Source organism: Cupriavidus pauculus, assembly GCF_002858765.1.
GTDB classification, from domain to species: domain Bacteria; phylum Pseudomonadota; class Gammaproteobacteria; order Burkholderiales; family Burkholderiaceae; genus Cupriavidus; species Cupriavidus pauculus_B.
On record NZ_PJRP01000006.1, the window covers coordinates 213499 to 236876 of the forward strand.

A 23378-nucleotide genomic window follows, 5' to 3' on the forward strand; every position below is an offset into this window, starting at 1 on the left:
AACAAGGGCGCCACTGGCGCCCTTGTTCGTATCGCCAGTCGTTGGCGACGCTCGGATTACTGCCTCGAATTACTTCGACTTCTCGGCGGAATTCTCAAGTTTCTGTCCACCCTTCTGGACATCCTGTCCGAGGCCGGACATCGTGTTGCAGCCTGCGAGCAGCGTGGCAACCAGTACGCACCAGATCCATCCTTTCTTCATCAGAGGCTCCTTTCAGGGATAGTAAGAAGTGGGCACATTTTAACGTCGCCCCAGCCTCCGTCGATGCAGGATGTGTGCCAATTTGTAATTACGAAAATGTCTGACAGACAGCGGCCAAAAGCGGGGTGGCTCAAGGCTTGAGCAGTAGCCGTGCACGTTCGGTGACGGCGGCGTGTGTCTGCAGGAGCCAAGCCGCCGGAAACGGCTGCGCCAGCAAAAAGCCCTGCATGGTGTCGCAGCCCCAACTGCGTACCACGTCCAGCTGTGCCTGGGTTTCCACGCCCTTTGCGCAGACCGTCACGCCGCGTGCCTTGGCCCATTCGCAGGCGCGGCGCAGGCTGGCCGCCATGTCGGGCTTCTGGCTGGCATGACCGAGATGGCGTGCATCGAGCGTGACCATGTCCGGCTGCACCAGCGACAGTGCCCGCAGGCTGGCGTCCGAGTCGGTAAAGTCCGCCAGCGCGATACCCACGTCGCCGTCGCGCAAGCGCCGGGCCTTGTCTGTCGCCACGGAGGCGTCGGGCACGATGTCGACCGGCACCTCCACGCAGATCTGCCCCGGCCTGACGTGATGGGCGTCGATGGCCCGACGCAGCATGCAGATCGTGTCGTCGGCCTGCATTTGCGAACTCGTGGCCAGCAGCGTGAATTGCAGCGGGCCGAGCGGTGCCGTGTCGCGCAATAGCTGCAACAGTTGCTGCAGCGTCCAGCCGCCAATCACATTCATCATGCCCAGGGTTTCGGCGGCCGGCAGGAAGTCTTGCGGCGCCACGCGGCCAAGCACCGGGTGCTGCCAGCGCAGGCGCACCGTGTACGCAGTGATGGCGGCCGTGGCCAGCGACGCACGCGGCTGCAGCTGCAGGCTCAATTCCCCGCGCTCGATCGCGCTGGGCAATGCCGCGAGCAGGGTCGCCATGCGTGGCGTGGCGGGCCGGCTGGCCGTACCGATACCCGCGCCGCCCCGTCGGTTGATCTGCAGCATCGCGTCGAACGCCTGCTGCAGCAGCCGTTCGGTGCCGGTATCGTGCGCGTCTACGGCACTGCCGATGCTGCACGACAGGAAGGCCTCGAAGCCGCCGACCTGGAACGGCCGGCCGAGTTCGACAGCCAGGGTCTGGCTCAGCGCCTGGGCGCTCTCGGCGCCGTCGGGCAGCACGCAGGCCACACCGAGATCGGCTGGCCCCAACCACTGCATGGCCACCGGCATGCTGGCCACCGCAGTGACGCGAGACTTCACCTGCGCACGCAGATCGTGCGCCCGCTGCGGCCCGATGCTTTCGCAAGCATGGGCAAAACGGTCGAGCCGGATCACCAGTACGACCAACAGGTGGGCCGGACTGAAGTGCGCGCGATGTTCCTCCAGGGCGGCCAGAAAGGACACCGGCTGGATGGCGGCGGACGGTGCGTCGGCAGGTGACCCACTGCCACCGACGCCTGGAGATGGCGTGTCTTTGGTGTCAGGATCCATCAATTACCCGTGCTGGCAGCGAGTTCATGTGTGCATTGGCCGCCCGCGATACTTCGGACTGCATTCCCGTTCATGCTGAAGGTGCGCGTTTCGTTGCCGATCACGCGCGTGCTTTTGTTTTTATTTATGATGATTTGGCCTGTCATCTCAGTACTACTACTGAGTTGTCGGACCGTGTAGCTCAGATCATACGGCAGTGAAGAACAATTTCGGAGAACGACGATGTTGACGTGGCGCGTGCGTCGCACGCGTTTTGATTTCAAACAACGCTCTGGAATGTCGTCACGTTTGTTATCTTGACCGTCAAGGCCGAATGGCGATAAAGGGGGCGGCCACAATTCGGTTGGCCAAACAACAACGGGCGCAAGTTGCGCCCGTTGTTGTTTCATTTTGTCCGCGGATCTCAACCCGTGGTGTCGGATTCCGGACCGTCTTCCGGCGGCACCCTGGACGCCAGCACCTTGTCGATGCGTTTGCCATCCATGTCGATGATCTCGAACTTCCAGTCTCCCCACTGGACCGTATCCGCCGTTTGCGGCAGGCGGCCGAGCAACAGCAGCAGCATGCCCGACAGCGTGTGATAGCGCTCCTTGTCCTCTTCCGGCACCGCGCGCAGACCCGTGCGGTCCTTGAGTTCGGGGATCGGGATCAGGCCGTCGAGCAGCCACGAGCCATCGTCGCGCTGGACGGCCCATTCTTCGCCAGCCGTCTCGGTCTTGAACTCGCCGGTGATCGCCTCGATCAGGTCCTGCAGCGTGACCAGACCCAGCACCTCGCCGTACTCGTCGATGACGAAAGCGATCTGGCCGCCCGACGAGCGGAAGTTCTCTAGCAACTCCATGCCAGTCACGCTCTCGGGCACGAACACCGCCGCTTGCAGCACGGCCGTCAGGTCTGCCTTCTCGCCGCGCAGGCGCCGGGCCAGCAACTGGCGTGCGCTGACCACGCCAAGGATGTCGTGCATGCCGCCGCGCACCACCGGGAAGCGCGAATGATCGGATTCCTCGATGCGGCGCAGGTTATCTTCCTCGGTCGACTCGATGTCGAGGTAGACCACATCACCCCGGGGCACCATCAGCGAGGCCAACTGGCGGTCGTCCAGCCGGAACACATTACGCACCATCGTGTGCTCGTGGCGCTCGATCACGCCGGCTTCGGAGCCTTCCACCAGCAGCGCGTGGATTTCTTCCTCGGTCACGGCCGGGCCGCGATCGGACTTCACGCCCAGCATGCGCAGCACCAGTTGCGTGGAGCCGGACAGCAGCTTGACGAAGGGCGTGGAGGCCACGGCCAGGATCGAAATCGGGCGCGCGGCCAGGCGGGCGATGGTTTCCGGCGCCATCTGGCCCAGGCGCTTCGGCACCAGTTCGCCCAGCACGATCGAGAAATAGGTCAGGCCAGCGACGACGATGGCAGTGGCCATGTAGCCCGCCGTGGTGGACGAGATGCTGAAGCCTTGCAGCCATACGGCGAGCGGGGCGGCCAGCGTCGATTCGCCGACCACGCCGTTGAGCACGCCGATCGACGTGATGCCGATCTGCACGGTGGACAGGAAGCGGGTAGGGTCCTCGCCCAGTTTGACCGCCGCGATGGCACCTTGGTCACCTGCCTCGATCTGGCGCTGCAAACGGGCCTTGCGGGCTGTCACCAGCGCGATTTCGGACATGGCGAACAAGCCGTTCAGCAAGATCAGCGCCAGCAGTATGGCTATTTCCATCTGGGTGCGCGCCCTGTGCGCGCGGGAATTGAAAAGTCAGAGCATACCATTCGCATGTGACGTCGCATTACAGTAGTGGCGCGAACAGCACTCAGGATGACGTGCAGGAATCATGCCGTGATCGGCTGGACGTCGCGGTCGATGGCCGATCCGCAACAGGCCTGGGCCACGCGCAGCGCATGGTTGGCTTCCAGCCGGACCCAGAATTCCGCCGATGTGCAGAAATAGCGGGCCAGCCGCAGCGCGGTTTCTGGCGAAATGGCGCGTTCGCGCCAGAGGATGCCCTCGATCCGTGTCACCGGCACGCGCAGGGCCACGGCCAGGGCGCCGGCCGACAGTGCGTTGGGCACCATGAATTCGTGCAGCAGGACGTCGCCAGGCGGGGTGGGTGGCACGGCATCGCCGGTGACGAGGCTGCTGAAGTCTGTCCGCGACAGATCGTCTCGCTTGAGGCTCATGCTTGCTCCTCGTCAGCCGGGCATTGCACGACCTCCACGTCCCAGGCTTCGCCGTTCAGGAATCGGAAGCACAGGTGCCAGTCGCCCTCGATGCGCACCCGCCACTGGCCGCGGCGGCGCCCGCGCATTGGCTCCAGTTCGTTGGCCGGCGCGGCGGCCAGGTCTGGCGGGGACACTGCGGCGTCGAGCATGGCCAGCTTGCGCATGGTGCCCGTCTGGATGTCGAGGGGCAGGGTGTGCACGGAATGGCCACAGAACAGCGCGGCCGTGGACTTGTTGGCAAGGGAACGGATCATGGTTGGCCCGCATCGGACTAGCGGGGTAGAGGGAAAGTGGACATGCTAGGCGCGGCGCGACGCCAGCGAAATGCGACGAATCTGAAAGAGGCTTGCCCGATGCCCGATGCCCGATGGGGGATGAGCGGGGCGGGTGAATGACGACGATTACCTGAAAGGTAGTCGTGAGACGTCCGCCCATGTGCTGTAATGCGTCACATGGAAACGCTCACGCCTGGCTCCGAAGCCGCCATCGACTTTCCCGGACTCCTGCGCTACTGGCGCGGCAAGCGCGGCTACAGCCAATTGGCGCTGTCGCTGGCGGCGGGGGTATCCCAGCGCCATATCAGCTTTCTCGAATCGGGGCGCGCCCGGCCCAGCCGCGAGATGGTGCTGGCGCTGGCCGACCGGCTGGGCGTGCCGCTGCGCCAGCGCAACCGGCTGCTGCTGGCCAGCGGCTATGCGCCGGCCTATAGCGAGAACACGCTGGCCGCGCCCACGATGCAGATGGTGCGTCATGCCATATCGCTGATCCTGTCCAAGCAGGAACCGTATCCGGCCGTGGTGCTGGACCGCTTCTGGCATCTGGTCGATGCCAACCAGGCATACCGGCGCATGCTCGGGCAACTGCTGGGCCACCGCCAGCCGGCCACGCTGGACGGCGATGGCGGACGCATCAACCTGATGCTGGCGGTGTTCGACCCGAACGGGCTGTGGCCCGTGCTGGAGAATGCGCGCCAGGTGGGCCGCTACCTGCTGCGGCGCGTGTGGCAGGAGCTGCAGGTCCAGGCGCATGACCAGACCGCGCGTGAGATTTTTCGTCGCATTGCCGAGTGGCATCCGGATCTGGTGGGGCCGGGCGGCGTACTGCTGGTGGAAGACGATCCCGCCGAGGGGCCGCTGCCGCCGGTGCTGCCGGTGGTGGTACATGCCGGGCGCTTCCGCGCGTCGCTGTTTTCCACGCTGACCACGCTGGGCAATCCGCAGGACGTCACGCTGCAGGAGCTGCGAATCGAGTGCTTCTATCCGGCCGACGACGCAACGCGCGAGCTGTTCGAGGCGTTGGCGGCGGCGCCGGCTTGTCCGTAGCCGGCAGGATTGCCACCGAGAAACCCCTTCCGTATCGTAGTTCGGCCAGAAAAGCACAGTCGTGCTAACATCGCCCGGCCGTCGCGGCATGCAAGCCGCGGCGGCATCGTTACGTCTTCAGGGCGGGGTGAAAGTCCCCACCGGCGGTATGTGGCCACTGTCGAAAGGCAGGGTCGCCACGAGCCCGCGAGCGCCCGCATTCCCGTGCGGGGTCAGCAGACCTGGTGAGATGCCAGGGCCGACGGTCATAGTCCGGATGAAAGAAGATGGGCGGAATCCGCATGGCATTCCCACGCGCGAACGGCGTTGCCCGTGCGCGCGGGCGGAGCGTTGTGCGCGCTTTCGCTGATCGTTCCCCTGAAACGCCCATGGAAACTTCATTGCACGGAGCGTTTCACCAATGCTGACTCTCAATCAAAGCCATCTTTCCGACCTGGCCACTGGCGATCTCGCCACGGCCGAGGCCGACCCGCGCCCGCTTGCCGAGCGCATCGCACAGGCGCTCGACGCCATGCGCGAGGGGCGTCCCGTCGTGCTGCTCGACGATGACGACCGCGAGAACGAAGCCGACCTGATCCTGGCCGCCGAACGCCTGACCAATGCCAACATGGCGATGATGATCCGCGAATGCAGCGGCATCGTCTGCCTGTGCCTGACCGCCGACAAGGTGCGCAAGCTCGGCCTGCGTCCGATGGTCGAGAACAATCGCAGCCAGTACGGCACCGCGTTTACGGTGTCGATCGAGGCGCGCGAGGGCGTGACGACCGGCGTCAGTGCGGCCGACCGCATCACGACGATCCGCGCCGCCATTGCCGACGACGCCGGCACCGATGCGGTGGTCAGCCCGGGGCACGTGTTCCCGCTGGTGGCCGTGGACGGCGGCGTAATGCAGCGCCGTGGCCATACGGAGGGCTCCGTGGAACTGGCCCGCATGGCTGGCCTGTCGCCCGCGGCGGTGCTGTGCGAGCTGATGAATCCGGACGGCACGATGGCGCGCCGCCCCGAGGCGCTGGCGTTTGCGCAGATGTACCAGTTGCCGGTGCTGACCATCGCTGACCTGGTGGCGTGGCGCGAGCAGCAGGGCTGACGCGGCGACGCTGAAACCGTCGCGATGCCGATTGCACCGATAGCAGGCTTGCGCGGATTGCAGGGCTGATCCCGCGCAAGCCACGCGCGAATATCGCGCAGGAATGCCATGTGGAATTGGGGTTTCGGGCGGTTCCCTGCGCTGCGGACTGTCGGCAAGGGCGCGTGCTGTGCGAAAATCCCCGGCTTCTTCCCGTCCTTACGAGGGTACCTCCCGATGTTTTTCCGCATGCTCGCACGCACGGCCCTGCTCGCCGGCGCGTGCTTCAGTGTGGCGGCGCAGGCCGAATCAAACGGCGCGCCGTCCCTTGGTAATCCCCCCGTACGCGCCGCCGCGGCGAGCGGCCTCTACCAGTGTCAGGGCCCCAATGGCGGCACCATCTTCCGTGGTTCGCCGCGCGAAGGGTGTACGCAGGTGGTGTCGCCCGATCCAGGCGCGCCGGACCCGCAGCGCTGGATGCCGCTGATGGGCGCCAATGGCGTGATTTCCTATCTCGACCAGACGTCGATTCGTCGGCGTGGGTCAGAGGTGGGTGTCGCGCTGGTCCACAATGCGCCACAGGGCGTGATCAAGACTGCCAGCGGCGACACCATCCGGTCGTCGCTGAAGCGGATGGTGCTCAACTGCGCCACGTCGATGTATGCCGTGATCGAGCAGACGCTATACCCCAAGCGCTATGCCCGTGGCGACTCGCTCTATACGATCCGCGGACCGCAGGCTGGCATGCCGCAGCAAGCGGTGTCCGGCACGCTGGCCGGCGAACTGGTGACGCGTCTCTGCCATTGATCGAGCGGGCCGCTGCCGGGCATGGTCCCGGCATTCGGCCCGGTAGCGACGGTGCGCCGGCCGTCAGTCTTCGACGTGCCGTGCCTTCCAGGTACCGTTCGACTGCTTGCAGAACCAGCCGGACCATGCCTCGGTGGCGCTGCCACGCTTGAGGTCGGACTTGAGCCGGCGGCACTTCTGGCCCTGGTCGGTCTTCGTGGCGATCGGGCTGATCGTCCCATCGACGGCCTGGCGCCGGTTCTCCGCCGGGTAGTGCCATTCCACCACCTGATTGTCTTCCGTGTCATTGAGCGCCTTGCCGACGGACTGCTGCAGCGAGGCCGCTTCCTTCTTGGTCAGCGTGCCGATGATGCTGCCGGACAGATACGTCTGGAAATACGCGAACGCGGGTTGCGCGGTGCCCAGGAGCAGGGCGCAGCCCAGGCTGGCGGCCAGGGCCGGACGTGTTAGGCGCCGAACGTGCATGACGATTCCTCGTGGCTGAAAAAGCGGTTGAGTGACGTGGGCGATTGTAAGCGCGGTGCATCGGAATGCACAGCCGCGCCGCCACATGTCTGGGCAATGGTGCGCCCTCCCCATGCGTTCCCCCATGCGTTCCCGTCGGATCGCACCTTCATGGCGCCTTCCGATGCATGACCTATCCTTGACTTCAGCCCGGAAGCACGCGTGTGGGGCGCCTTCGGGCCCACAGGTGAGACATTTTGTTGCAAACGTTGCGGTGGCGAAACGTGACTTTTAAGTCTCGAATTGTTAAGGTTTCGCATCGCATTGCAACAATCCCGACAAGCGTACGTTGCGCGCGGCTCGACTGTATCAGCGTTGAACGCTGCAGCCGCGCCTGATGCGCCGCACGCTGGTCCGTCTTTTGCTGTAGCCACTCGTTGAAGTTTCCTGACGTATTCCGGGGCGGTCGCTTCGTCCGGCCGCCTGCTTCCCCGCCAAACCTGTCAACGGCCTTCATGTCCGCCTATCCCACGTCGTTCCGCCCCATCCAACGCCCTACCGTCGCGCCCGCGCGCCGCTTATCCGGCAGGATGTCAGGGCTGGGACGCTGGATCGGCGGCGGCATGCTGGCCGTATTGGCGCTGACCGCGCACGCGTTCGACTTCGAGACCGTGGCGGCGCGTGCGCGCCAGCTGTCGACGTCGCCTTACAAGCCGCCCAAGGTGCAGGAACTGCCGCGCGAGCTGAAGGAACTGACTTACGAGCGCTATCGCGAAATCGAATACAAGCCCGAGCGCTTTGCATGGCGCGGAGCGCGACTGCCGTTCGAGATCTCGTTCTTCCACGAAGGCATGGTTTTCGACCAGCCCGTGCGCATCAACGAGGTGGTCAACAACAGCGTGCGCGAATTCCGCTTCGACCCCGCTGCGTTCAACTACGGATCGCACAAGGTGGACCCCGCCAAGCTCAAGACCCTGGGCTTTGCCGGCTTCCGGCTCATGTATCCGCTGAACCAGCAGGGCAAGCGCAAGGACGAACTGGCATCGTTCCTGGGGGCCAGCTACTTCCGCGCGTTGGGCAAGGACCAGTGGTATGGGCTGTCGGCCCGCGGCCTGGCTGTGGACACGGCGCTGAACTCCGGCGAGGAATTTCCGCGTTTCACCGAATTCTGGATCGAGCGGCCGTCGGCCAACGACAAGCAGCTGACGATCTATGCGCTGATGGATTCGCGTCGCATGAGCGGCGCCTACCGCTTCATCATCAAGCCCGGCAACGAGACGGTGATGGAGGTCAAGTCGCGCCTGTTCCTGCGTGAGCACGTGACCAAGCTTGGCCTGGCGCCGCTGACGAGCATGTACCTGTTCGGCGAGAACCAGCCGTCGCCCACCACCGATTTCCGCCCCGAGGTGCATGACTCCGACGGCCTGTCGGTGCAACTCGGCACCGGCGAATGGATCTGGCGTCCGCTGGTCAATCCCAAGCGCCTGCTGGTGACGTCGTTCGCCGCGAACAATCCGCAGGGCTATGGCCTGATGCAGCGCGATCGCAGCTTCGACAACTACCAGGAGATCGGTTCCTGGTACGAGCGCCGCCCGAGCGGCTGGGTCGAGCCGAAGGGCAACTGGGGCTCGGGTCGCGTGGAACTGGTGCAGATTCCGACACCGGACGAGACCAACGACAACATCGTGGCGTTCTGGGTGCCGGACAACCCGCCCAAGCCGAAGCAGGCCTTCGACTACGAATACCGACTGAAATGGCAGAAGGACGGCGAGAACCTGCCGCCGCTGTCGTGGGTCACGCAGACGCGCCGCGGCCAGGGCCTGACGCGCAAGCAGGATGACACCAGTTTCTCGCTGGTGGTGGATTTCGAGGGACCCGCGTTCAAGAAGCTGCCCGAGGAGGCGCGCCTGGACCCGGTGGTATCGGCAGACGCCAACGGCGAGCTGCTCAAGACGACAGTCCAGCGCAACGAGGCCACGGGTGGCTGGCGCATGACGATGTTCATGCGGCGCAAGGACGAGAACAAGCCGGTTGAGTTGCGCGGCTATCTTCGCAACGGCAGTACAACCCAATCCGAGACATGGAGCTACATCTTACCCCCAGGCTAAAGCAGCGCCCGGCCCAGGCGGCGGCGGCATGCGAGCGCTATGTCGACCGCCTGCCGGCTTCGCCCGAACTGCGTAGCGAACTGCTGGCCGATACCCCGAAATCGCTGATGTCCAGCGTGCCGGCCGAGGGTATCGAAGTGCCGTCGGCCATGATTGAATTGCAAACGCGTCTGGCCGGCCGCAACCCGAAGGACAAGGAAGCTTCCGATTTGAATGACGGCAGCGCCCCGGGCGGGGCAACCTACGCATCGGTGGGTCGTCGCTTTGCGATGGCTTATGGCAACCCGCAGGTGGACGGCGAACCGCTGCTGCAGCGGAACGACGACGGCACCGTGCGCGTGAATACGGGGCCGGACCCCGAGCGCGCATCGATGGTGCCGCGCCAGTGGCCGCCGCATATCGTCTGGGGCGGCATCCGCAATGCCTGGCGCAAGATGCTGGGCCGCCCGCCCGTGCCCGAGACCTGGGACACGCTGCACGACGGCCCCGACGCCGAGGGCAAGTGGCACCCGGCCGGGTCGCACCGTCGGTGGTTCCTGCTGGCACTGGTGGTGGGCCAGACCATCATGGCCACGTATTTCATGTCGCGCGTGCTGCCGTACCATGGCGCCGATCCGCTCGAAGTGGCCATCCTGACACTGTTCGCGATCCTGTTCTCGTGGGTCTCGGCCGGTTTCTGGACGGCGATGATGGGCTTCCTGGTGCTGTTCAAGGGCGGTGACAAGCATCTGATCTCGCGCAGCGCCGCCAGCGATGCGCCGATCGACCCGTCCGCGCGGACGGCGATCATCATGCCGATCTGCAATGAAGACGTGACGCGCGTCTTCGCGGGCTTGCGCGCCACGTACGAGTCGCTGGAACGCACGGGCGAGCTGCAGCACTTCGATTTCTTCGTGCTGTCCGACAGCGGCAATCCGGACCTGCGCACCGCCGAGCACGACGCCTGGATCGAACTGTGCCGTGCCGTTGGCGGCTTCGGCCGCATCTTCTACCGCTGGCGCCGTCACCGCGTGAAGCGCAAGACCGGCAATGTGGCCGACTTCTGCCGCCGTTGGGGCAACAAGTACCGCTACATGATCGTGCTGGATGCCGACAGCGTGATGAGCGGCGACTGCCTGGCCACGCTGGCGCGGCTGATGGAAGCCAACCCGGGCGCCGGCATCATCCAGACCGCGCCGCTGGCCGTGGGGCGCGACACACTGTACGCGCGTGTGCAGCAGTTCTCCACGCGCGTCTATGGTCCGCTGTTCACGGCGGGGCTGCACTACTGGCAGCTTGGCGAGTCGCACTACTGGGGCCACAACGCCATCATCCGCATCAAGCCGTTCATGGAGCACTGCGGCCTGGCGCCGCTGCCTGGCAAGGGGCCGCTGTCCGGCGAAATCCTGTCGCACGACTTTGTCGAGGCCGCCATGATGCGGCGGGCAGGGTGGGGCGTGTGGATTGCCTACGACCTGCCTGGCTCGTTCGAGGAACTGCCGCCGAACCTGCTGGACGAGGTCAAGCGCGACCGCCGCTGGTGCCAGGGCAACCTGATGAATTTCCGCCTGTGGATGAAGCAGGGTTTCCACGCGGTACACCGTGCGGTATTCCTGACCGGCATCATGGCCTATGTGTCGGCGCCGCTGTGGTTCCTGTTCCTGCTGCTGTCCACGGCCGCGCTGGCCAAGCACGCGCTGGTGCCGCCGGAGTACTTCACCAAGCCATATCAGCTGTTTCCGACCTGGCCCGAATGGCATCCGGAAAAGGCGCTGATGCTGTTCTCGGCCACGGCCACGCTGCTGTTCCTGCCGAAGCTGGCCAGCGTGATCCTGCTGCTCAAGGACGCCAAGCAGTACGGCGGCGTGGTGCGCCTGGTCCTGAGCATGCTGATCGAAATGACGCTTTCGGCGCTGCTGGCCCCGACGCGCATGCTGTTCCACACCAAGTTCGTGATCGCCGCGTACAGCGGCTGGGGCATTTCGTGGAAGTCGCCCCCGCGCGAGGATGCGGAAACCACGTGGGGCGAGGCCTTCCGCCGCCACGGCTGGCACACGGTGCTGGGCCTGGTGTGGGGCGCCGGCGTGTACTGGCTGAGCCCGGGCTTCATCTGGTGGCTGCTGCCGATCGTGGGTTCGCTGGCGATGTCGATTCCGCTGTCGGTGATGCTGTCGCGCGTGTCGCTGGGTCGTGCCGCGCGCCGCGCCGGCCTGTTCATGATCCCCGAGGAAACCTACGTGCCGCGCGAGGTCGTCGAAACGCAGCAGCATGTGGAAAACGCCCAGGAGACGCCGCGCTTCGTCGATGCCGTGGTGGATCCGGTGACCAATGCGCTGATGTGCGCCACGGCCACGCCGCGTACGGTACAGCCGGAGCCGGCACGGCTGCAGCATGCATCGCTGGTGCAGCATGCGCTGACGCATGGCCCGGGTTCGCTGTCGCCGGCACAGAAGCATGTGCTGCTGGGCGACCCGTTCGCGCTGTCGAAGCTGCACGAGCTGGTCTGGGGATCGCCGCTGGCCGATGCCGCGTGGAAGGAAACGCGCGTGCTGCTGCGCCGCGCGCCCAACGTGCTGCCCTTGCGGCCACGGGTGGCGTGACCGACGGTTCGCGCAATGAAAAACGGCAGGCTCTCGGGCCTGCCGTTTTTTTGCCCGTTTCAAACGGGAGCGTTTCAGGAGCGCGTTTTAACGCAGCGCCGACACGCAGATCGGCGCGTTGATATACACGTCGCCCACGCGGCGCTCGCCCCGGTCGTTACGCGTCATGTAGCGGAACATCATGCTGACGCCGAGCTTGGTCAGGATTTCCACGTCGCGGTTGGCGCAGATGTTGCGCTGGAGTGGCGCGGCGTAGCTCACCTCGAAGCTGGCCAGGTCGAGCATCGGGCCGCGGTAGTTGGTCAGTTCCAGCTGGAAGAGTACGTGCTTGCCCGGTATCGACTGGCAGCGGCGCAGGCGCGTCTCGCCGTCGATCTCGATGGGCAGGATGTCGTTGAGCTGCCGGCAGGCGCGTGCCAGCACGCTGTCCGGGCGATTGGTATTGCGCAGCAGTTCGGGAACGCCGGCCGCGCCGGTGTTCTGTCCGGTGGCCGCGCCCTTGAGCATGCGTGACAGGGCCTCGGCTTCATCGACCACCACGGGCGCGGGCGACGAAGCCGGTGCCATGGCGGGCGGCCTGCCAGGCGCGGCCCATGCGGGCAGCGACGGCAAGGCTGCCAATGCAACCAGGCTCAGCGAAACAATAAACGGCGTATGTCGTATGGTCATGCAGGATAACGTTGCCGGGGACGGGTCCCGTGATCCGTCTCCCGCGATGCGTCTGACTGCGTGGTCTGGGGTACATCCGTCCCGACAGGCAGGCATTGTACCCTCCACCCCGCCACACGTGAAAGCAGCGCCACCCGTGATGCCGCACGGGCAGCCGGTCTGCGGCAGATTTTCCACGGTACTTCTGGTGACTTGACGCGCGCGCCGCCAAGCGCTTGCACGCTATGCAACAATTGCGGCTTGCTCTACCGGAACCCTTTCATGACGTCCTCCGCAAGCGCGCGCACCGACGCGCGCTTTCCGCTCTGGCTGCTGATCTGCGCGTCGCTCACCGCCATCGCACCCCTTTCCATTGACATGTACCTGCCCAGCTTCCCCGCGCTGGCAGCCGATCTCCATACCGATATCGGCAAGGTGCAGCTGACGCTGGGCACATTCCTGGTGGGGCTGGCCATTGGACAGGCGTTCTACGGGCCGGTCAGCGACCGTTTCGGGCGCAAGGTGCCGCTCTATGCGGGGCTGACGATCTATGGCGTGGCCGCCGCCGGCTGTGCGCTGGCGTCGAGCGTGGAGTCGCTGATGCTCTGGCGCTTCCTGCAGGCGCTGGGAGGCTGCACCGGGCTGGTGGTGTCGCGTGCGGTGATTCGAGACCGGCTCGAAGCGCGCGAGTCCGCGCGGGCCTTTTCGTCGCTGATGCTGGTGATGGGGCTGGCGCCGATCCTGGCGCCGCTGATCGGCGGCGCCGTGCTGGCGGCCACGGGCTGGCGCGCGATCTTCTGGATTCACTGCGGCGCGGCCGTGCTGCTGCTGTGGCTGATCCATACGCGCATGGAGGAATCGCTGGACCCGCAGCGCCGTCGCTCGCTGCATCCGGGCAGCGTACTGCGCGGCTACTGGGAACTGTTGCGCGACCGGGAATTTCTGGGCTACTCGCTGTCCGCCGGCTGCGTGCAGGGGGGCATGTTTGCCTATATCGCGGGCTCGCCGTTCGTGCTGATCGAACTGCATGGCATCGATCCCTCCCACTACGGCTTTGTTTTCGGGGCCAACGCGTTTGGCCTGATTGCGATGTCGCAGGTCAATGCCAAGCTGGTGCGCGCCCGCGCGCTGGACGACGTGCTGCGCGTCGCGCTGATCGCGCCATGCGTGGCGGGCCTGACGCTGGCAGCGGCCACGCTGCTGGGTGTGGCCTCGCTGCCGGTGCTGCTGTGCTGCTTCTTCGTGTTTCTGGCCGGGCTGGGCTGCATCACGCCCAACGCGTCGGCACTGGCCCTGGCCCATCAAAGCCATCGGGCCGGCACGGCATCGGCGTTGATGGGCACGCTTCAGTTCGGCTTCGGCACGCTGGCGGGCGCAGCGGTCAGCATCTGGCACGACGGTACGGCGCTGCCGCTGGCCGTGGTGATGGCGGTCTGCGGCAGCGGCGCGGTGCTGCTGCGCCTGTACGGCCGGGCCGGCGTGCGCCAGCCCGGCTGATCGTGCCGGGTGTGCCGGATCAGGCGGCCTGGTTGGCCGACTGGGTCAATGGCACAGCTGGTGCGTTCTGCATGACCACCATCTGCGCCGGCATCGGGGCGGCGAAGCCGGCGGCGCCGAAGCTGTCGCGGATGGTGCGATTGGTATCGAAATACACCTGCCAGTAGTGGTCGTTGTGGCAGTACGGCCGTACTGCCAGCACCGGGCCCACCAGCGTAAATTCCAGGATATCGACGTCGACCGCCGGTTCGGCCAGCACATTCGGGATGGCGGCCAGTTTTTCCTTGAGCAGCGCGATGGCTGCCACGGCATCGGTAGTGCCGGCCAGTTGCGCTTTCAGTTCCACGCGCCGGAACGGATTGGCCGTGTAGTTCTGAATCGTGTCGCTGAAGATCTTGTTGTTGCCGACCACGGTCAGGACGTTGTCCGGGGTATCGAGCGACGTGGCGAACAGGCCAATTTCACGCACCGTGCCGGTCACGCCGCCGATGGTCACGAAATCGCCCACCTTGAACGGACGCAGCACGACCAGGAAGGCACCGGCGGCAAAGTTGGCCATCAGTCCGGACCACGCCATGCCGATGGCCACGCCGGCCGCCGCGATCAGTGCCGCAAACGTGGTGGTCTGGATGCCGAAGTAGCCGAGGATCCCGATCACCAGCACGACATTCAGCGTGACGGTGACAATCGATCCGACATAGCGCAGCAGGGTGGGGTCGACGCTCTGTCTGGACAGCGAGTTCTGCACCAGCCGTACCACGAAATGGATCAGCCAGCGGCCCACCACCCAGAATGCCAGCGCGGCCAGGATCTTCACGCCGAATATGGTGGCGTAGCTGTAAATGACGTCGCGGATGCTTTGCAGCGAGGTGGTATCCATGAACATGCTCCTGTGATTTACGGGCAGGCAAAACAGGGACAGCAAAAATGAAGGGTGCTGTCGATAATGTCAGGATCACAAGGCACGCCTGTGTCGGCGTTTGCGGAAAGGGCAAGGGCATTATTGGGCGCCCGCGTGCGAAAGTTCAAGTCAATCTTTTTTGCGCGCCACATAAAAAAGGCCGGGTATTTACCCGGCCGCTTTTTCCACGCAATGCCTTGCAAATCCGTGGGTTACCAGTTCGTTTCGCGCTCCGGGGTGGCCGAGATACGGTGCAGCGTCAGGTCGGCACCATTGAATTCCTCTTCCGGGTCCAGGCGGATGCCCACCAGCTTCTTCAGCGTGCCATAGACCACCGTGCCGCCGACCAGCGCGACCACGATACCCATCAGCGTACCGGCCACCTGCGCCACCAGCGACACGCCGCCCATCCCGCCCAGCAGACGGCTGCCGAAAATGCCGGCGGCAATGCCGCCCCAGGCGCCGCAAAGGCCGTGCAGCGGCCAGACGCCAAGCACATCGTCGATATGCCATTTGTTCTGGGCCAGCGTAAACAGATGGACGAACAGCACGCCGGCTACGGCACCGGTCACCAGCGCGCCCAGCGGATGCATGATGTCGGACCCGGCGCAGACCGCCACCAGCCCGGCCAAGGGTCCGTTGTACGAGAAACCCGGGTCGTTGCGACCTGCCGCCCATGCCGCCAGGGTGCCGCCGACCATTGCCATCAGCGAGTTGATGGCCACCAGGCCGCTGATCTTGTCGATGGTCTGCGCGCTCATGACGTTGAAGCCGAACCAGCCCACCGCCAGCACCCAGGCACCCAGGGCCAGGAAGGGGATGTTTGACGGCGGATGCGCGCTGATGCGGCCATCCTTCTGGTAGCGGCCACGGCGCGCGCCCAGCAGCAGCACGGCGGGCAGGGCGATCCAGCCGCCCACGGCATGCACCACCACCGAACCCGCAAAATCGTGGAAGGGCGCGCCCGTTACCGACGCCAGCCAGTCCTGCACCCCCAGCCGGTTATTCCAGACGATGCCCTCGAAAAACGGGTAGACAAAGCCCACCAGGACAAAGGTGGCCACCAGTTGCGGATTGAACCGCGAGCGCTCTGCAATGCCGCCCGAGATAATCGCCGGGATGGCTGCGGCAAAAGTGGCCAGGAAGAAGAACTTGACCAGTTCGTGGCCATTCTTTTCGGCCAGCGTCTCGGCGCCTGCAAAAAACTGCACCCCATAGGCGATCGTGTAACCGAGGAAGAAGTAGGCGAGTGTCGATACCGCGAAATCGACCAGAATCTTTACCAGTGCGTTGACCTGGTTCTTCTTGCGAACCGTGCCGAGTTCCAGGAATGCGAACCCGGCGTGCATTGCCAGCACCATGATCGCGCCCAGCAGGATGAACAAGGCATCCGTGCCTGTCTTCAGGTTGTCCATCGTTACCTCATGCTCAAAATGGGAGCACGGATAAGCAATTAGCGTTCCAGTTTTGGGCGCAAAACGGGGAATATGGCGCCAAATCAGGGCGCGCCGCACGCCAATGGCGATTGAGGCACCCGGCAGAACGGCAATAAATTGGCGGGATGGGGCGGTTGTGGGGCATGCATGCGCCAAAACGACGCATGACGCAGGCGGAAATTGAACGCTAATGGTGCATCAGGTCTTGATGCACTGAAATCGCGCAAAGGTATCGACGGCGGCACCCCGGAAAACCGCGGCGGAAATTGCGCATTCCAGAGGATTTGCGGCAACTTTCTGCCGGTTTCATAAAGTGCGCCGTCCGATACGTCCTGCTCCCGAAATGTGATGTGCCGATTCGCAAAACAGAGGGGTAAAAACCCCGCTAAGTCTTGCCAGAGAACGATTTCCGGCGGTTTCCGTTGCATCGGTGCCACTAGGGATTGCTCAAGCCACAAAGGGGAGATTAGACTGCGCCGATCGGACTTTTCCCACTTGGCAAAAGTCCGGTGACGACGACCAAACAAGGGAAATCAGCCATGAATAAAGGTGAACTGGTATCGGCCATCGCCGCGGAAGCAGAACTCAGCAACGCCGCCGCCGAGCGCGCGCTGAACGCTGCGCTGGACAGTATCAAGAAGGCAGTTGCAAAGGGTGACTCGGTCACGCTGGTGGGGTTTGGCAGCTTCAGCTCGGGCAAGCGTGCTGCCCGTACCGGTCGCAACCCGCGTACCGGCGAAACGATCAAGATCCCGGCCGCGAAGACGGTGAAGTTCTCCGCCGGCCAGGGTTTCAAGGACGCCGTGAACAAGAAGAAGTAAGCGCATCGCGTCCAGCGGTACAGCAGTACAGAAAGCGGCCTGCGGGGCCGCTTTTCTATTTGTCCTGCGGGGTATTCAGACTGTCTGGCGGCTCCGTTACGGAAATCACGCCAACCGATATGCCATGACACGGCGCACCGGGTTACACTGCCCGCGCCTCAGGCTCGATTTCTGGATTTTCTGCGATGAATGATTTGTCCCACCAGCTGTCCATGACCGTGCTGATGACGCCGGACATGGCAAATTTCTCCGGCAACGTACACGGCGGCACCATCCTCAAGTATCTGGATATGGTGGCCTACGCCTGTGCAAGCCGCTATGCCGGGCGGTATGTCGTGACGCTGTCGGTTGACCAGGTGGTATTCCGCCAGCCGATCCACGTCGGCGAACTGGTGACGTTCCTGGCAGCGGTGAACTTCACGGGCCGCAGTTCGATGGAGATCGGCATCAAGGTGGTGACCGAGAACATCCGCAGCAAGGTGGTTCGCCACACCAACAGCTGCTATTTCACGATGGTGGCCGTGGATGACAACGGCACGCCGGCCGAAGTGCCGCCGCTGCAGCCGCGTGACGAGGTGGAGCGCCAGCGCTTCGAGGCCGCCAAGCAACGCCGCGCGCTGCGCCAGGAAATGGAGCGCCGCCATGACGAGATCAAGGGGGCGACCACCGAATGACACCCAGGCTGTTGCGCGTTGTCGTGGCCGGCGGGCTGGCAGGTGGCCTGGCCATGGTGCTGGCGGCCGCCCATGCCGAGGAAATCGGCAGCGTTTCCACCAATTTCCGGGTGACAGGATCGGACAAGGTCGTGATCGAGGCCTACGACGATCCGCAGGTGGATGGCGTGACGTGCTACGTGTCGCGCGCCCGCACCGGCGGCATCAAGGGCACGTTCGGCATGGCCGAGGACCCGCCCGAGGCGTCGATTGCCTGCCGCCAGGTGGGGACGATCGCATTCAAGGGGCCGCTCAAGGCGCAGGAGGACGTGTTCTCCGAGCGCATGTCGATCCTGTTCAAGACGCTGCACGTAGTGCGCGCGGTGGATCGCAAGCGCAATACGCTGGTCTACCTGACCTACTCGGACCGCATCGTCAGCGGCAGCCCGCAGAACGCGGTGACGGCCGTCCCGGTGCCTGCCGGGACGCCGATTCCGGTGAAGTGACGGCCGCACGGCGTCGCAGGCCTTGCGACGCCGGCGTGCCTATTCGTCGAACAGCTTGCGCAGGTTCGACTTCAGAATCTTGCCGTTCGGGTTGCGGGGCAGCATGTCGTCGCGGACGATGATCCGCACCGGCACCTTGAACGCGGCCAGCTGCTGGCGCACGAAATCCTGCAGATCGGCCTCGGTGGCCCGGGCGCCCGGCTTCAGGCTGACCACGGCGCCCGGTTCCTCGCCCAGCGTGCGATGCGCGATGCCGACCACGGCCGCGTCCATGACAGCCGGATGCGCATACAGCGCGCTTTCCACCTCGATGCAGTAGATGTTCTCGCCGCCGCGAATCAGCATGTCCTTCATGCGATCGACGATGTAGAGGAAGCCCTCGTCGTCCAGCCGCGCCACGTCGCCCGTGTGCAGCCATCCGTCGACAAAGGTCTTCGCCGTGGCCTCCGGCTTGTTCCAGTAGCCGTGGACGACGTTGGCGCCGCGCACCATCAGCTCGCCGATCTCGCCGACCGGCAGGGCGTTGCCGAAGCCATCGTCGATCTTCATCTCGCCAATGGGCAGCGCGGGGCCGCTCGCGTCTGGCCGGTGGATGTATTCATCGGCGCTGTGGCTGGTGAAGGTGGCGGACGTTTCCGTCATGCCCCAGCCGATGCCGGGCGCGGCGTTCGGAAAGGCCTGCTTGATCCGGCGGACCAGCTCGGGCGACGCCGGGGCGCCGCCGTAGTGGACGTTTTCCAGCGACGACAGGTCGAAATCGTCGCGCCTGGGGTGTTCGATGATCTGCCAGGCGATGGTGGGCACACCGCCGGCCGACGTGCAGCGCTCGCGTTCGATCAGTTCCATCGCGCGCAGCGTGTCCCAGCGATACATCAGCACGATCTTGCCGCCGCTGGCCAGCGCGCCGTTCAGCACCGACATGCAGCCCGTGACGTGGAAGAACGGCACGGCCAGCAGCGCAGCCTTCTGGGGCGCATCGGGATTTGGTTCCGGCACCGGCTCGCCACGCCGCAGCAGGTTGCGCAGCGGGCTGAACTGGGCGCAGACGGCCACCGAGCACGCATTGCGATGGGTGCCGACGGCGCCCTTGGGTTTGCCCGTGGTGCCCGACGTATAGAAGATCGTGGCGTCGTCTTCGGGGTCGAGCGGCACCAGCGGTAGCGATTGCGACGGCAGCGACGGCCATGCGTCGGACTCTCCGATCACCGAGGCCAGCGGCACGATGCGCGGGTCGTCGAACGTGGCGTCAGCCGGCGCGCGGGACACGTAGATGCGTTCCAGCGCGGGGCAGTTGGGCAGGTGCTCCAGGATGCGGTCGAGCCGCTCGTGGTCGACGATGGCGATGCGGCTGCCCGAATCCGACAGCCCGTATTCGAGTTCCGGGCCCGTCCACCACGCGTTGAGCGGCGTGACGATGGCGCCGGTCAGCAACCCGGCATAGAGCGCCACGGGCCATTCGGGCAGGTTGCGCATGGCCACGGCCACGCGGTCGCCCTTGCGCACGCCGTCGCGCACCAGCTTGTGGGCAAGCGCGGTGGCGGCCAGTGCAAATGCGCGATAGCTGACGCGCTCGTCCTCGTAGACCACGAAAGTCTTCTCGCCCCAGGCGGCGGCGACCAGGAACAGGTCGCGCAGCGTGGGTGGCGCGTTCTTCCAGACCGTGGTGGGAATGCCCCGGATCACACGCGTCTCGGTTTCAAACGGCGCGCCGGATGCGGTCAGCCGGGCGTGCGCCTCGGCAATCGACATGACCGGCCACTGCGGGCCGGCCGGCGAGGGTTGCTGCGGATGTTGCGGATGTTGCGACATGCGTTGCCTCCCGCGCAAGACAGATCAGATCGTGACGCCCCCATCTACCACCATGGCCTGGCCCGTCATGAACGTGCTGGCCGCCGACGCCAGGAAGCATGCCGCGCCGGCGATTTCCACCGGTTCGCCGATGCGGCGCAGCGGCGCGTTTTCGGTGGACTGCTTGTAGCGCACGGGATCCTCCCACAGCGCCTTGGCGAAGTCGGTCTTGATCAGGCCCGGCGCGATGCAGTTGACGCGTACGTTATGCGGCCCGAACTCCACGGCCAGGTTGCGTGCCAGCTGGAAGTCGGCCGCCTTCGACACGTTGTAGACGCCGATGGTAGGCGATCCGCGCAGACCGCCGATGGACGACACGATGATGATCGAGCCTTCCTTTCGTTCGATCATCTGCGGCGCCACCATCTGGATCAGCCAGTGGTTCGAGATCACGTTGTTGTCCAGCACCTTGCGGAACTGGTCGTCCGACACGCCGCTCATCGGCCCGTAGTAGGGGTTCGACGCGGCGTTGCACACCAGGATGTCGACCTTGCCGAAGGCGCGGTTGGTCTCGTCGACCAGGTGTTGCAGGGCTTCCTTGGACGAGATGTTGGCGGCCACGGCCAGCGCGGTGCCGGCGCCGTGTTGCGCATTGATGGCATCGGCCACTTCCTGGCAGGCCTCGGTCTTGCGCGACGAGATGACGACCTTGGCGCCCTGGATGGCCATTTGCTCGGCAATGGCCCGGCCGATACCGCGCGAGGACCCGGTGATGATGGCAACCTTGCCCGACAGATCGAACAATGACATGGTGTCTCCTGATATGGATGAGCAGCGGTCGTGGCCGCCGCCTGAATCGTGAATTGGCCGGGACATTATGGGCAGGCGTCCTCCCCCAGTCCACAGCCCGACCAGGGCGGCAGGGCCGTTATCAGCAAACTTTCTGCGGGCAATTCACGCGATGCATGAACCGTGCCGCAGCGCGGAATGTCTGGCGTGCCGGGCTGGTCATGCTGCGCACGCGCTAGGGTGCCGCCAGCACGGCCGGCAGCCGTGCCGCCAGCGCCGCGCGCAGGTCGTCGTCGATACGGATGCCAAAGCGGTCGGACAGGGCGTCGATGATGTCGCCGGCCGATGCCAGTTCGGTCTTGCGCACGGTGCCATCCGGCATGCGCTCGGTCAGGCTGCCGTTGCCAAGCGATAGCCGCGCGCCGCTGGCGTCAGTGCGGGCGGCGATCAGCATCTGCGTGAAGTGGCTGTCGGGGTGCGTCGACACATACCAGTTGCGCGCCACGTAGTCGATCTGCGGCTGCGGCGTCAGATCGAAGCGGTACAGCACGCGCCAGGCCTCTGCATCGTCAGCATTCCCGTCGGGATTGCGCACGGCCAGGTCGTAGGAATGAAAGCCCGTGCCGGCCGCGTCGGCGGGCGTGGGCAGCAGGCGGTACGGCGATGCGGCATCGGCCGGCAGCGAGAGTGGCAGCGCGCAGTCTGGCGTGGGGCCGCCAAAGCCGACGTCCGCCACATGGCTTTCGTGCGCCACTTCCACGCGCAGCAGCATGTGCGACAGCCTCGTGGGACGCTCGTCGGGCACGTTCCAGCGCACGCGGGCGGCCAGCGGCGTTACCGCGAATCCCAGCGCCTTGAGGCCCGCGCAGAACAGTGTGTTCAACTCGAAACAGTAGCCGCCGCGCCCTTGGGCGACGAGCTTGTCGCATACCGCAGGCAGGTCGATCGGCACGCGCCAGCCTACCAGTGGTGTCAGGTTCTCGAACGGGATATGCCGCAGGTGGGCGGCGATCAGGACGTTCAGCGTGTCGAGTGTGGGCGGCGGGACGGCGCTGCTGCCGATGCCGATCCGTTCCAGCCAGGCATCGCGCTGGTCGATGGTGAGCGCGGGAATCTCGTCTACGGGGCGCATATCGTGGGGGAACTGGAGAATTAGTAGGGCGGCTCGAACGGCGGGTAGACCCTCTTCCGAAGCACGCGGCGCGTCACTAATATAAATCCACATCAAGACCCGACCCGCGGCATGGTCTGACGGGTGCGTGCGCCGACGGTGCCGGCACGCCAACAGGGTGGGGCCCAGAGCGGCCAGAATTGCCAGAGCGCCTGAAAACAAGCCAGAAAAGAGGAGACGCCCCGTGAAAACCCTGATCGATCATCTGTCCAGCTATGCAGCCTACCACCGAGACAGCCGCAACGTCGCCACGCATTTCGTCGGCATTCCGATGATCGTGCTGGCGGTGACCGCGCTGCTGGGACGACCTGCCATGCCGCTTGGAGACGGCGCGCTGCTCCTGACGCCGGCCATCGTCGTCTACGTGCTGGCGTGCCTGTTCTACCTGCGCCTGTCGTTCGGTTTCGGCGTGGCCATGGCCGCGATCCTGGCGGCTTTCGTGTGGGCAGGTGCATGGATTGCCGCGCTATCCACCACGGCGTGGCTGGCGTCGGGCATCGGGCTGTTCGTGGCGGGATGGGTCATCCAGTTCGTCGGTCACTACTTCGAGGGACGCAAGCCGGCCTTCGTCGACGACCTCGTCGGCCTGTTGGTGGGGCCGCTGTTCCTGGTGGCGGAGACCGCTTTCGCGCTGGGTTTGGCGCGCGAAACGCGCGATGCGATGGCTGCGCACGCGCACTGATTCGCGGAACCTTTTGCACGTTCGCGGCGTCTGTCACGTGCGAAAGTGGGGGGACGTAGCGCTCCGCAGCGTGTTTGCTGACGCAAACCAGCGACAAAACCCGGGGTTTTCACTTGGTTTGACCTGTCGCATGTGAGAAAACCCCTTTACTTCTGGCTGTTTCCGCTATGATTCAGTGCGTGCCGGCCAGCACGATTTGCATGCGATGCCAAGCGCTACGCTGCGATGGATAGCAAAGGGCCGGGACATCAATCTTCAACTCTCGTATATCGAT

General features: G+C 65.1%; 24 protein-coding genes and 1 riboswitch. Of the genes, 10 read left to right on the plus strand and 14 right to left on the minus strand.

The window, feature by feature from the left end:
* Nucleotides 1-69: 69 nt before the first annotated feature.
* The 6 genes from CYJ10_RS15260 to CYJ10_RS15280 form a co-directional block, all read right to left on the minus strand.
* Nucleotides 70-201, minus strand: coding sequence for an entericidin A/B family lipoprotein (locus CYJ10_RS15260; protein WP_066740471.1), 132 nt, complete (start codon nt 199-201; stop codon nt 70-72).
* A gap of 130 nt (nt 202-331) precedes the next feature.
* Nucleotides 332-1669, minus strand: coding sequence for a GGDEF domain-containing phosphodiesterase (locus CYJ10_RS15265; protein WP_101682323.1), 1338 nt, complete (start codon nt 1667-1669; stop codon nt 332-334).
* A complete protein-coding gene (locus tag CYJ10_RS33760) occupies nt 1669-2058 on the minus strand; it encodes a hypothetical protein (protein WP_146002043.1) in 390 nt (129 codons plus the stop codon). Before CYJ10_RS33760 ends, CYJ10_RS15265 begins: the two co-directional genes overlap by 1 nt.
* A 14-nt stretch (nt 2059-2072) precedes the next feature.
* On the minus strand, nt 2073-3386 hold the full coding sequence (locus CYJ10_RS15270) for a hemolysin family protein (protein WP_101682324.1): 1314 nt from the start codon (nt 3384-3386) through the stop codon (nt 2073-2075).
* Between the two features lie 110 nt (nt 3387-3496).
* Entirely contained in the window at nt 3497-3844 is a 348-nt protein-coding gene (locus CYJ10_RS15275; RefSeq protein ID WP_101682325.1) for a HigA family addiction module antitoxin, read from the minus strand.
* Nucleotides 3841-4140 (minus strand): type II toxin-antitoxin system RelE/ParE family toxin, encoded by a 300-nt coding sequence (locus tag CYJ10_RS15280; RefSeq protein ID WP_101682326.1) that lies wholly within the window; start codon nt 4138-4140, stop codon nt 3841-3843. Before CYJ10_RS15280 ends, CYJ10_RS15275 begins: the two co-directional genes overlap by 4 nt.
* A 198-nt stretch (nt 4141-4338) precedes the next feature.
* Here CYJ10_RS15280 and CYJ10_RS15285 point away from each other — a divergent pair, with 198 nt between their 5' ends.
* The 3 genes from CYJ10_RS15285 (at nt 4339) to CYJ10_RS15295 (ending at nt 7081) form a co-directional block, all read left to right on the plus strand.
* Complete coding sequence (locus tag CYJ10_RS15285) at nt 4339-5208, plus strand: helix-turn-helix domain-containing protein (protein ID WP_101682460.1); 870 nt, start codon at nt 4339-4341, stop codon at nt 5206-5208.
* A 109-nt stretch (nt 5209-5317) separates the two neighbouring features.
* Nucleotides 5318-5480: riboswitch (FMN riboswitch) on the plus strand.
* Between the two features lie 128 nt (nt 5481-5608).
* Complete coding sequence (gene ribB / locus CYJ10_RS15290) at nt 5609-6295, plus strand: 3,4-dihydroxy-2-butanone-4-phosphate synthase (RefSeq protein WP_101682327.1); 687 nt, start codon at nt 5609-5611, stop codon at nt 6293-6295.
* 216 nt (nt 6296-6511) lie between these two features.
* Nucleotides 6512-7081, plus strand: coding sequence for a surface-adhesin E family protein (locus tag CYJ10_RS15295; RefSeq protein ID WP_101682328.1), 570 nt, complete (start codon nt 6512-6514; stop codon nt 7079-7081).
* A 63-nt stretch (nt 7082-7144) separates the two neighbouring features.
* Here CYJ10_RS15295 and CYJ10_RS15300 read toward each other — a convergent pair whose 3' ends face one another.
* Nucleotides 7145-7546 carry an RT0821/Lpp0805 family surface protein gene (locus tag CYJ10_RS15300; RefSeq protein ID WP_101682329.1) on the minus strand — a complete coding sequence of 134 codons (402 nt, stop codon included), beginning with the start codon at nt 7544-7546 and terminating at the stop codon, nt 7145-7147.
* A 569-nt stretch (nt 7547-8115) separates the two neighbouring features.
* Between CYJ10_RS15300 and CYJ10_RS15305 the strand changes: the two genes are divergently transcribed.
* Both CYJ10_RS15305 and mdoH read left to right on the plus strand, forming a co-directional pair.
* Nucleotides 8116-9633 (plus strand): glucan biosynthesis protein G, encoded by a 1518-nt coding sequence (locus CYJ10_RS15305; protein ID WP_146002050.1) that lies wholly within the window; start codon nt 8116-8118, stop codon nt 9631-9633.
* A complete protein-coding gene (mdoH, locus tag CYJ10_RS15310) occupies nt 9606-12212 on the plus strand; it encodes a glucans biosynthesis glucosyltransferase MdoH (RefSeq protein WP_101682331.1) in 2607 nt (868 codons plus the stop codon). The genes CYJ10_RS15305 and mdoH overlap by 28 nt, the downstream gene beginning before the upstream one ends.
* A gap of 87 nt (nt 12213-12299) precedes the next feature.
* On the opposite strand, the gene CYJ10_RS15315 is transcribed toward mdoH, so the two are convergent.
* On the minus strand, nt 12300-12881 hold the full coding sequence (locus CYJ10_RS15315; protein WP_101682332.1) for a hypothetical protein: 582 nt from the start codon (nt 12879-12881) through the stop codon (nt 12300-12302).
* Between the two features lie 261 nt (nt 12882-13142).
* Between CYJ10_RS15315 and CYJ10_RS15320 the strand changes: the two genes are divergently transcribed.
* Nucleotides 13143-14357, plus strand: a complete 1215-nt coding sequence (locus CYJ10_RS15320) for a Bcr/CflA family multidrug efflux MFS transporter (RefSeq protein WP_101682333.1) — start codon at nt 13143-13145, stop codon at nt 14355-14357.
* Nucleotides 14358-14376: 19 nt separating this feature from the next.
* On the opposite strand, the gene CYJ10_RS15325 is transcribed toward CYJ10_RS15320, so the two are convergent.
* The 3 genes from CYJ10_RS15325 to CYJ10_RS33765 all read right to left on the minus strand — a co-directional run bounded on the left by CYJ10_RS15325 (nt 14377) and on the right by CYJ10_RS33765 (nt 17131).
* Nucleotides 14377-15237, minus strand: a complete 861-nt coding sequence (locus CYJ10_RS15325; protein WP_101682334.1) for a mechanosensitive ion channel family protein — start codon at nt 15235-15237, stop codon at nt 14377-14379.
* Nucleotides 15238-15470: 233 nt separating this feature from the next.
* Complete coding sequence (locus tag CYJ10_RS15330) at nt 15471-16673, minus strand: ammonium transporter (RefSeq protein ID WP_101682335.1); 1203 nt, start codon at nt 16671-16673, stop codon at nt 15471-15473.
* 83 nt (nt 16674-16756) lie between these two features.
* The gene (locus CYJ10_RS33765; protein ID WP_146002044.1) at nt 16757-17131 is read right to left on the minus strand and encodes a hypothetical protein; all 375 of its coding nucleotides are present in this window, start codon (nt 17129-17131) and stop codon (nt 16757-16759) included.
* A 102-nt stretch (nt 17132-17233) separates the two neighbouring features.
* Between CYJ10_RS33765 and CYJ10_RS15335 the strand changes: the two genes are divergently transcribed.
* From CYJ10_RS15335 to CYJ10_RS15345, 3 genes are all read left to right on the plus strand, one after another.
* Nucleotides 17234-17515, plus strand: a complete 282-nt coding sequence (locus CYJ10_RS15335; protein ID WP_008651272.1) for an HU family DNA-binding protein — start codon at nt 17234-17236, stop codon at nt 17513-17515.
* Nucleotides 17516-17700: 185 nt separating this feature from the next.
* Nucleotides 17701-18189 carry an acyl-CoA thioesterase gene (locus tag CYJ10_RS15340; protein WP_092601105.1) on the plus strand — a complete coding sequence of 163 codons (489 nt, stop codon included), beginning with the start codon at nt 17701-17703 and terminating at the stop codon, nt 18187-18189.
* Nucleotides 18190-18242: 53 nt separating this feature from the next.
* Entirely contained in the window at nt 18243-18674 is a 432-nt protein-coding gene (locus CYJ10_RS15345) for a CreA family protein (RefSeq protein ID WP_257993358.1), read from the plus strand.
* A gap of 39 nt (nt 18675-18713) precedes the next feature.
* On the opposite strand, the gene CYJ10_RS15350 is transcribed toward CYJ10_RS15345, so the two are convergent.
* The 3 genes from CYJ10_RS15350 to CYJ10_RS15360 form a co-directional block, all read right to left on the minus strand.
* The gene (locus CYJ10_RS15350; protein ID WP_101682337.1) at nt 18714-20483 is read right to left on the minus strand and encodes a class I adenylate-forming enzyme family protein; all 1770 of its coding nucleotides are present in this window, start codon (nt 20481-20483) and stop codon (nt 18714-18716) included.
* A 24-nt stretch (nt 20484-20507) separates the two neighbouring features.
* Nucleotides 20508-21272: an SDR family oxidoreductase gene (locus CYJ10_RS15355; protein WP_101682338.1), complete on the minus strand. Its 765-nt coding sequence runs from the start codon at nt 21270-21272 to the stop codon at nt 20508-20510.
* A 214-nt stretch (nt 21273-21486) separates the two neighbouring features.
* Nucleotides 21487-22383 (minus strand): arylamine N-acetyltransferase family protein, encoded by an 897-nt coding sequence (locus CYJ10_RS15360; protein WP_101682339.1) that lies wholly within the window; start codon nt 22381-22383, stop codon nt 21487-21489.
* A gap of 223 nt (nt 22384-22606) precedes the next feature.
* Between CYJ10_RS15360 and CYJ10_RS15365 the strand changes: the two genes are divergently transcribed.
* A complete protein-coding gene (locus tag CYJ10_RS15365) occupies nt 22607-23104 on the plus strand; it encodes an Mpo1 family 2-hydroxy fatty acid dioxygenase (protein WP_101682340.1) in 498 nt (165 codons plus the stop codon).
* Nucleotides 23105-23378 lie beyond the last annotated feature (274 nt).

Excerpts from the sequence above, each read along its gene's own strand:
- CYJ10_RS15270 (WP_101682324.1), bottom strand. The coding sequence starts at position 3,386 with ATGGAAATAGCCATACTGCTGGCGCTGATCTTGCTGAACGGCTTGTTC.
- CYJ10_RS15320 (WP_101682333.1), top strand. The coding sequence starts at position 13,143 with ATGACGTCCTCCGCAAGCGCGCGCACCGACGCGCGCTTTCCGCTCTGG.
- CYJ10_RS15300 (WP_101682329.1), bottom strand. The coding sequence starts at position 7,546 with ATGCACGTTCGGCGCCTAACACGTCCGGCCCTGGCCGCCAGCCTGGGC.
- CYJ10_RS15325 (WP_101682334.1), bottom strand. The coding sequence starts at position 15,237 with ATGGATACCACCTCGCTGCAAAGCATCCGCGACGTCATTTACAGCTAC.
- CYJ10_RS15350 (WP_101682337.1), bottom strand. The coding sequence starts at position 20,483 with ATGTCGCAACATCCGCAACATCCGCAGCAACCCTCGCCGGCCGGCCCG.
- CYJ10_RS15275 (WP_101682325.1), bottom strand. The coding sequence starts at position 3,844 with ATGAGCCTCAAGCGAGACGATCTGTCGCGGACAGACTTCAGCAGCCTC.
- CYJ10_RS15260 (WP_066740471.1), bottom strand. The coding sequence starts at position 201 with ATGAAGAAAGGATGGATCTGGTGCGTACTGGTTGCCACGCTGCTCGCA.
- CYJ10_RS15340 (WP_092601105.1), top strand. The coding sequence starts at position 17,701 with ATGAATGATTTGTCCCACCAGCTGTCCATGACCGTGCTGATGACGCCG.
- CYJ10_RS15360 (WP_101682339.1), bottom strand. The coding sequence starts at position 22,383 with ATGCGCCCCGTAGACGAGATTCCCGCGCTCACCATCGACCAGCGCGAT.
- CYJ10_RS15355 (WP_101682338.1), bottom strand. The coding sequence starts at position 21,272 with ATGTCATTGTTCGATCTGTCGGGCAAGGTTGCCATCATCACCGGGTCC.
- CYJ10_RS15315 (WP_101682332.1), bottom strand. The coding sequence starts at position 12,881 with ATGACCATACGACATACGCCGTTTATTGTTTCGCTGAGCCTGGTTGCA.
- ribB (WP_101682327.1), top strand. The coding sequence starts at position 5,609 with ATGCTGACTCTCAATCAAAGCCATCTTTCCGACCTGGCCACTGGCGAT.
- CYJ10_RS15305 (WP_146002050.1), top strand. The coding sequence starts at position 8,116 with ATGTCAGGGCTGGGACGCTGGATCGGCGGCGGCATGCTGGCCGTATTG.
- CYJ10_RS15295 (WP_101682328.1), top strand. The coding sequence starts at position 6,512 with ATGTTTTTCCGCATGCTCGCACGCACGGCCCTGCTCGCCGGCGCGTGC.
- mdoH (WP_101682331.1), top strand. The coding sequence starts at position 9,606 with ATGGAGCTACATCTTACCCCCAGGCTAAAGCAGCGCCCGGCCCAGGCG.
- CYJ10_RS33760 (WP_146002043.1), bottom strand. The coding sequence starts at position 2,058 with ATGAAACAACAACGGGCGCAACTTGCGCCCGTTGTTGTTTGGCCAACC.
- CYJ10_RS15345 (WP_257993358.1), top strand. The coding sequence starts at position 18,243 with ATGGTGCTGGCGGCCGCCCATGCCGAGGAAATCGGCAGCGTTTCCACC.
- CYJ10_RS15265 (WP_101682323.1), bottom strand. The coding sequence starts at position 1,669 with ATGGATCCTGACACCAAAGACACGCCATCTCCAGGCGTCGGTGGCAGT.
- CYJ10_RS15335 (WP_008651272.1), top strand. The coding sequence starts at position 17,234 with ATGAATAAAGGTGAACTGGTATCGGCCATCGCCGCGGAAGCAGAACTC.
- CYJ10_RS15285 (WP_101682460.1), top strand. The coding sequence starts at position 4,339 with ATGGAAACGCTCACGCCTGGCTCCGAAGCCGCCATCGACTTTCCCGGA.
- CYJ10_RS15280 (WP_101682326.1), bottom strand. The coding sequence starts at position 4,140 with ATGATCCGTTCCCTTGCCAACAAGTCCACGGCCGCGCTGTTCTGTGGC.
- CYJ10_RS15330 (WP_101682335.1), bottom strand. The coding sequence starts at position 16,673 with ATGGACAACCTGAAGACAGGCACGGATGCCTTGTTCATCCTGCTGGGC.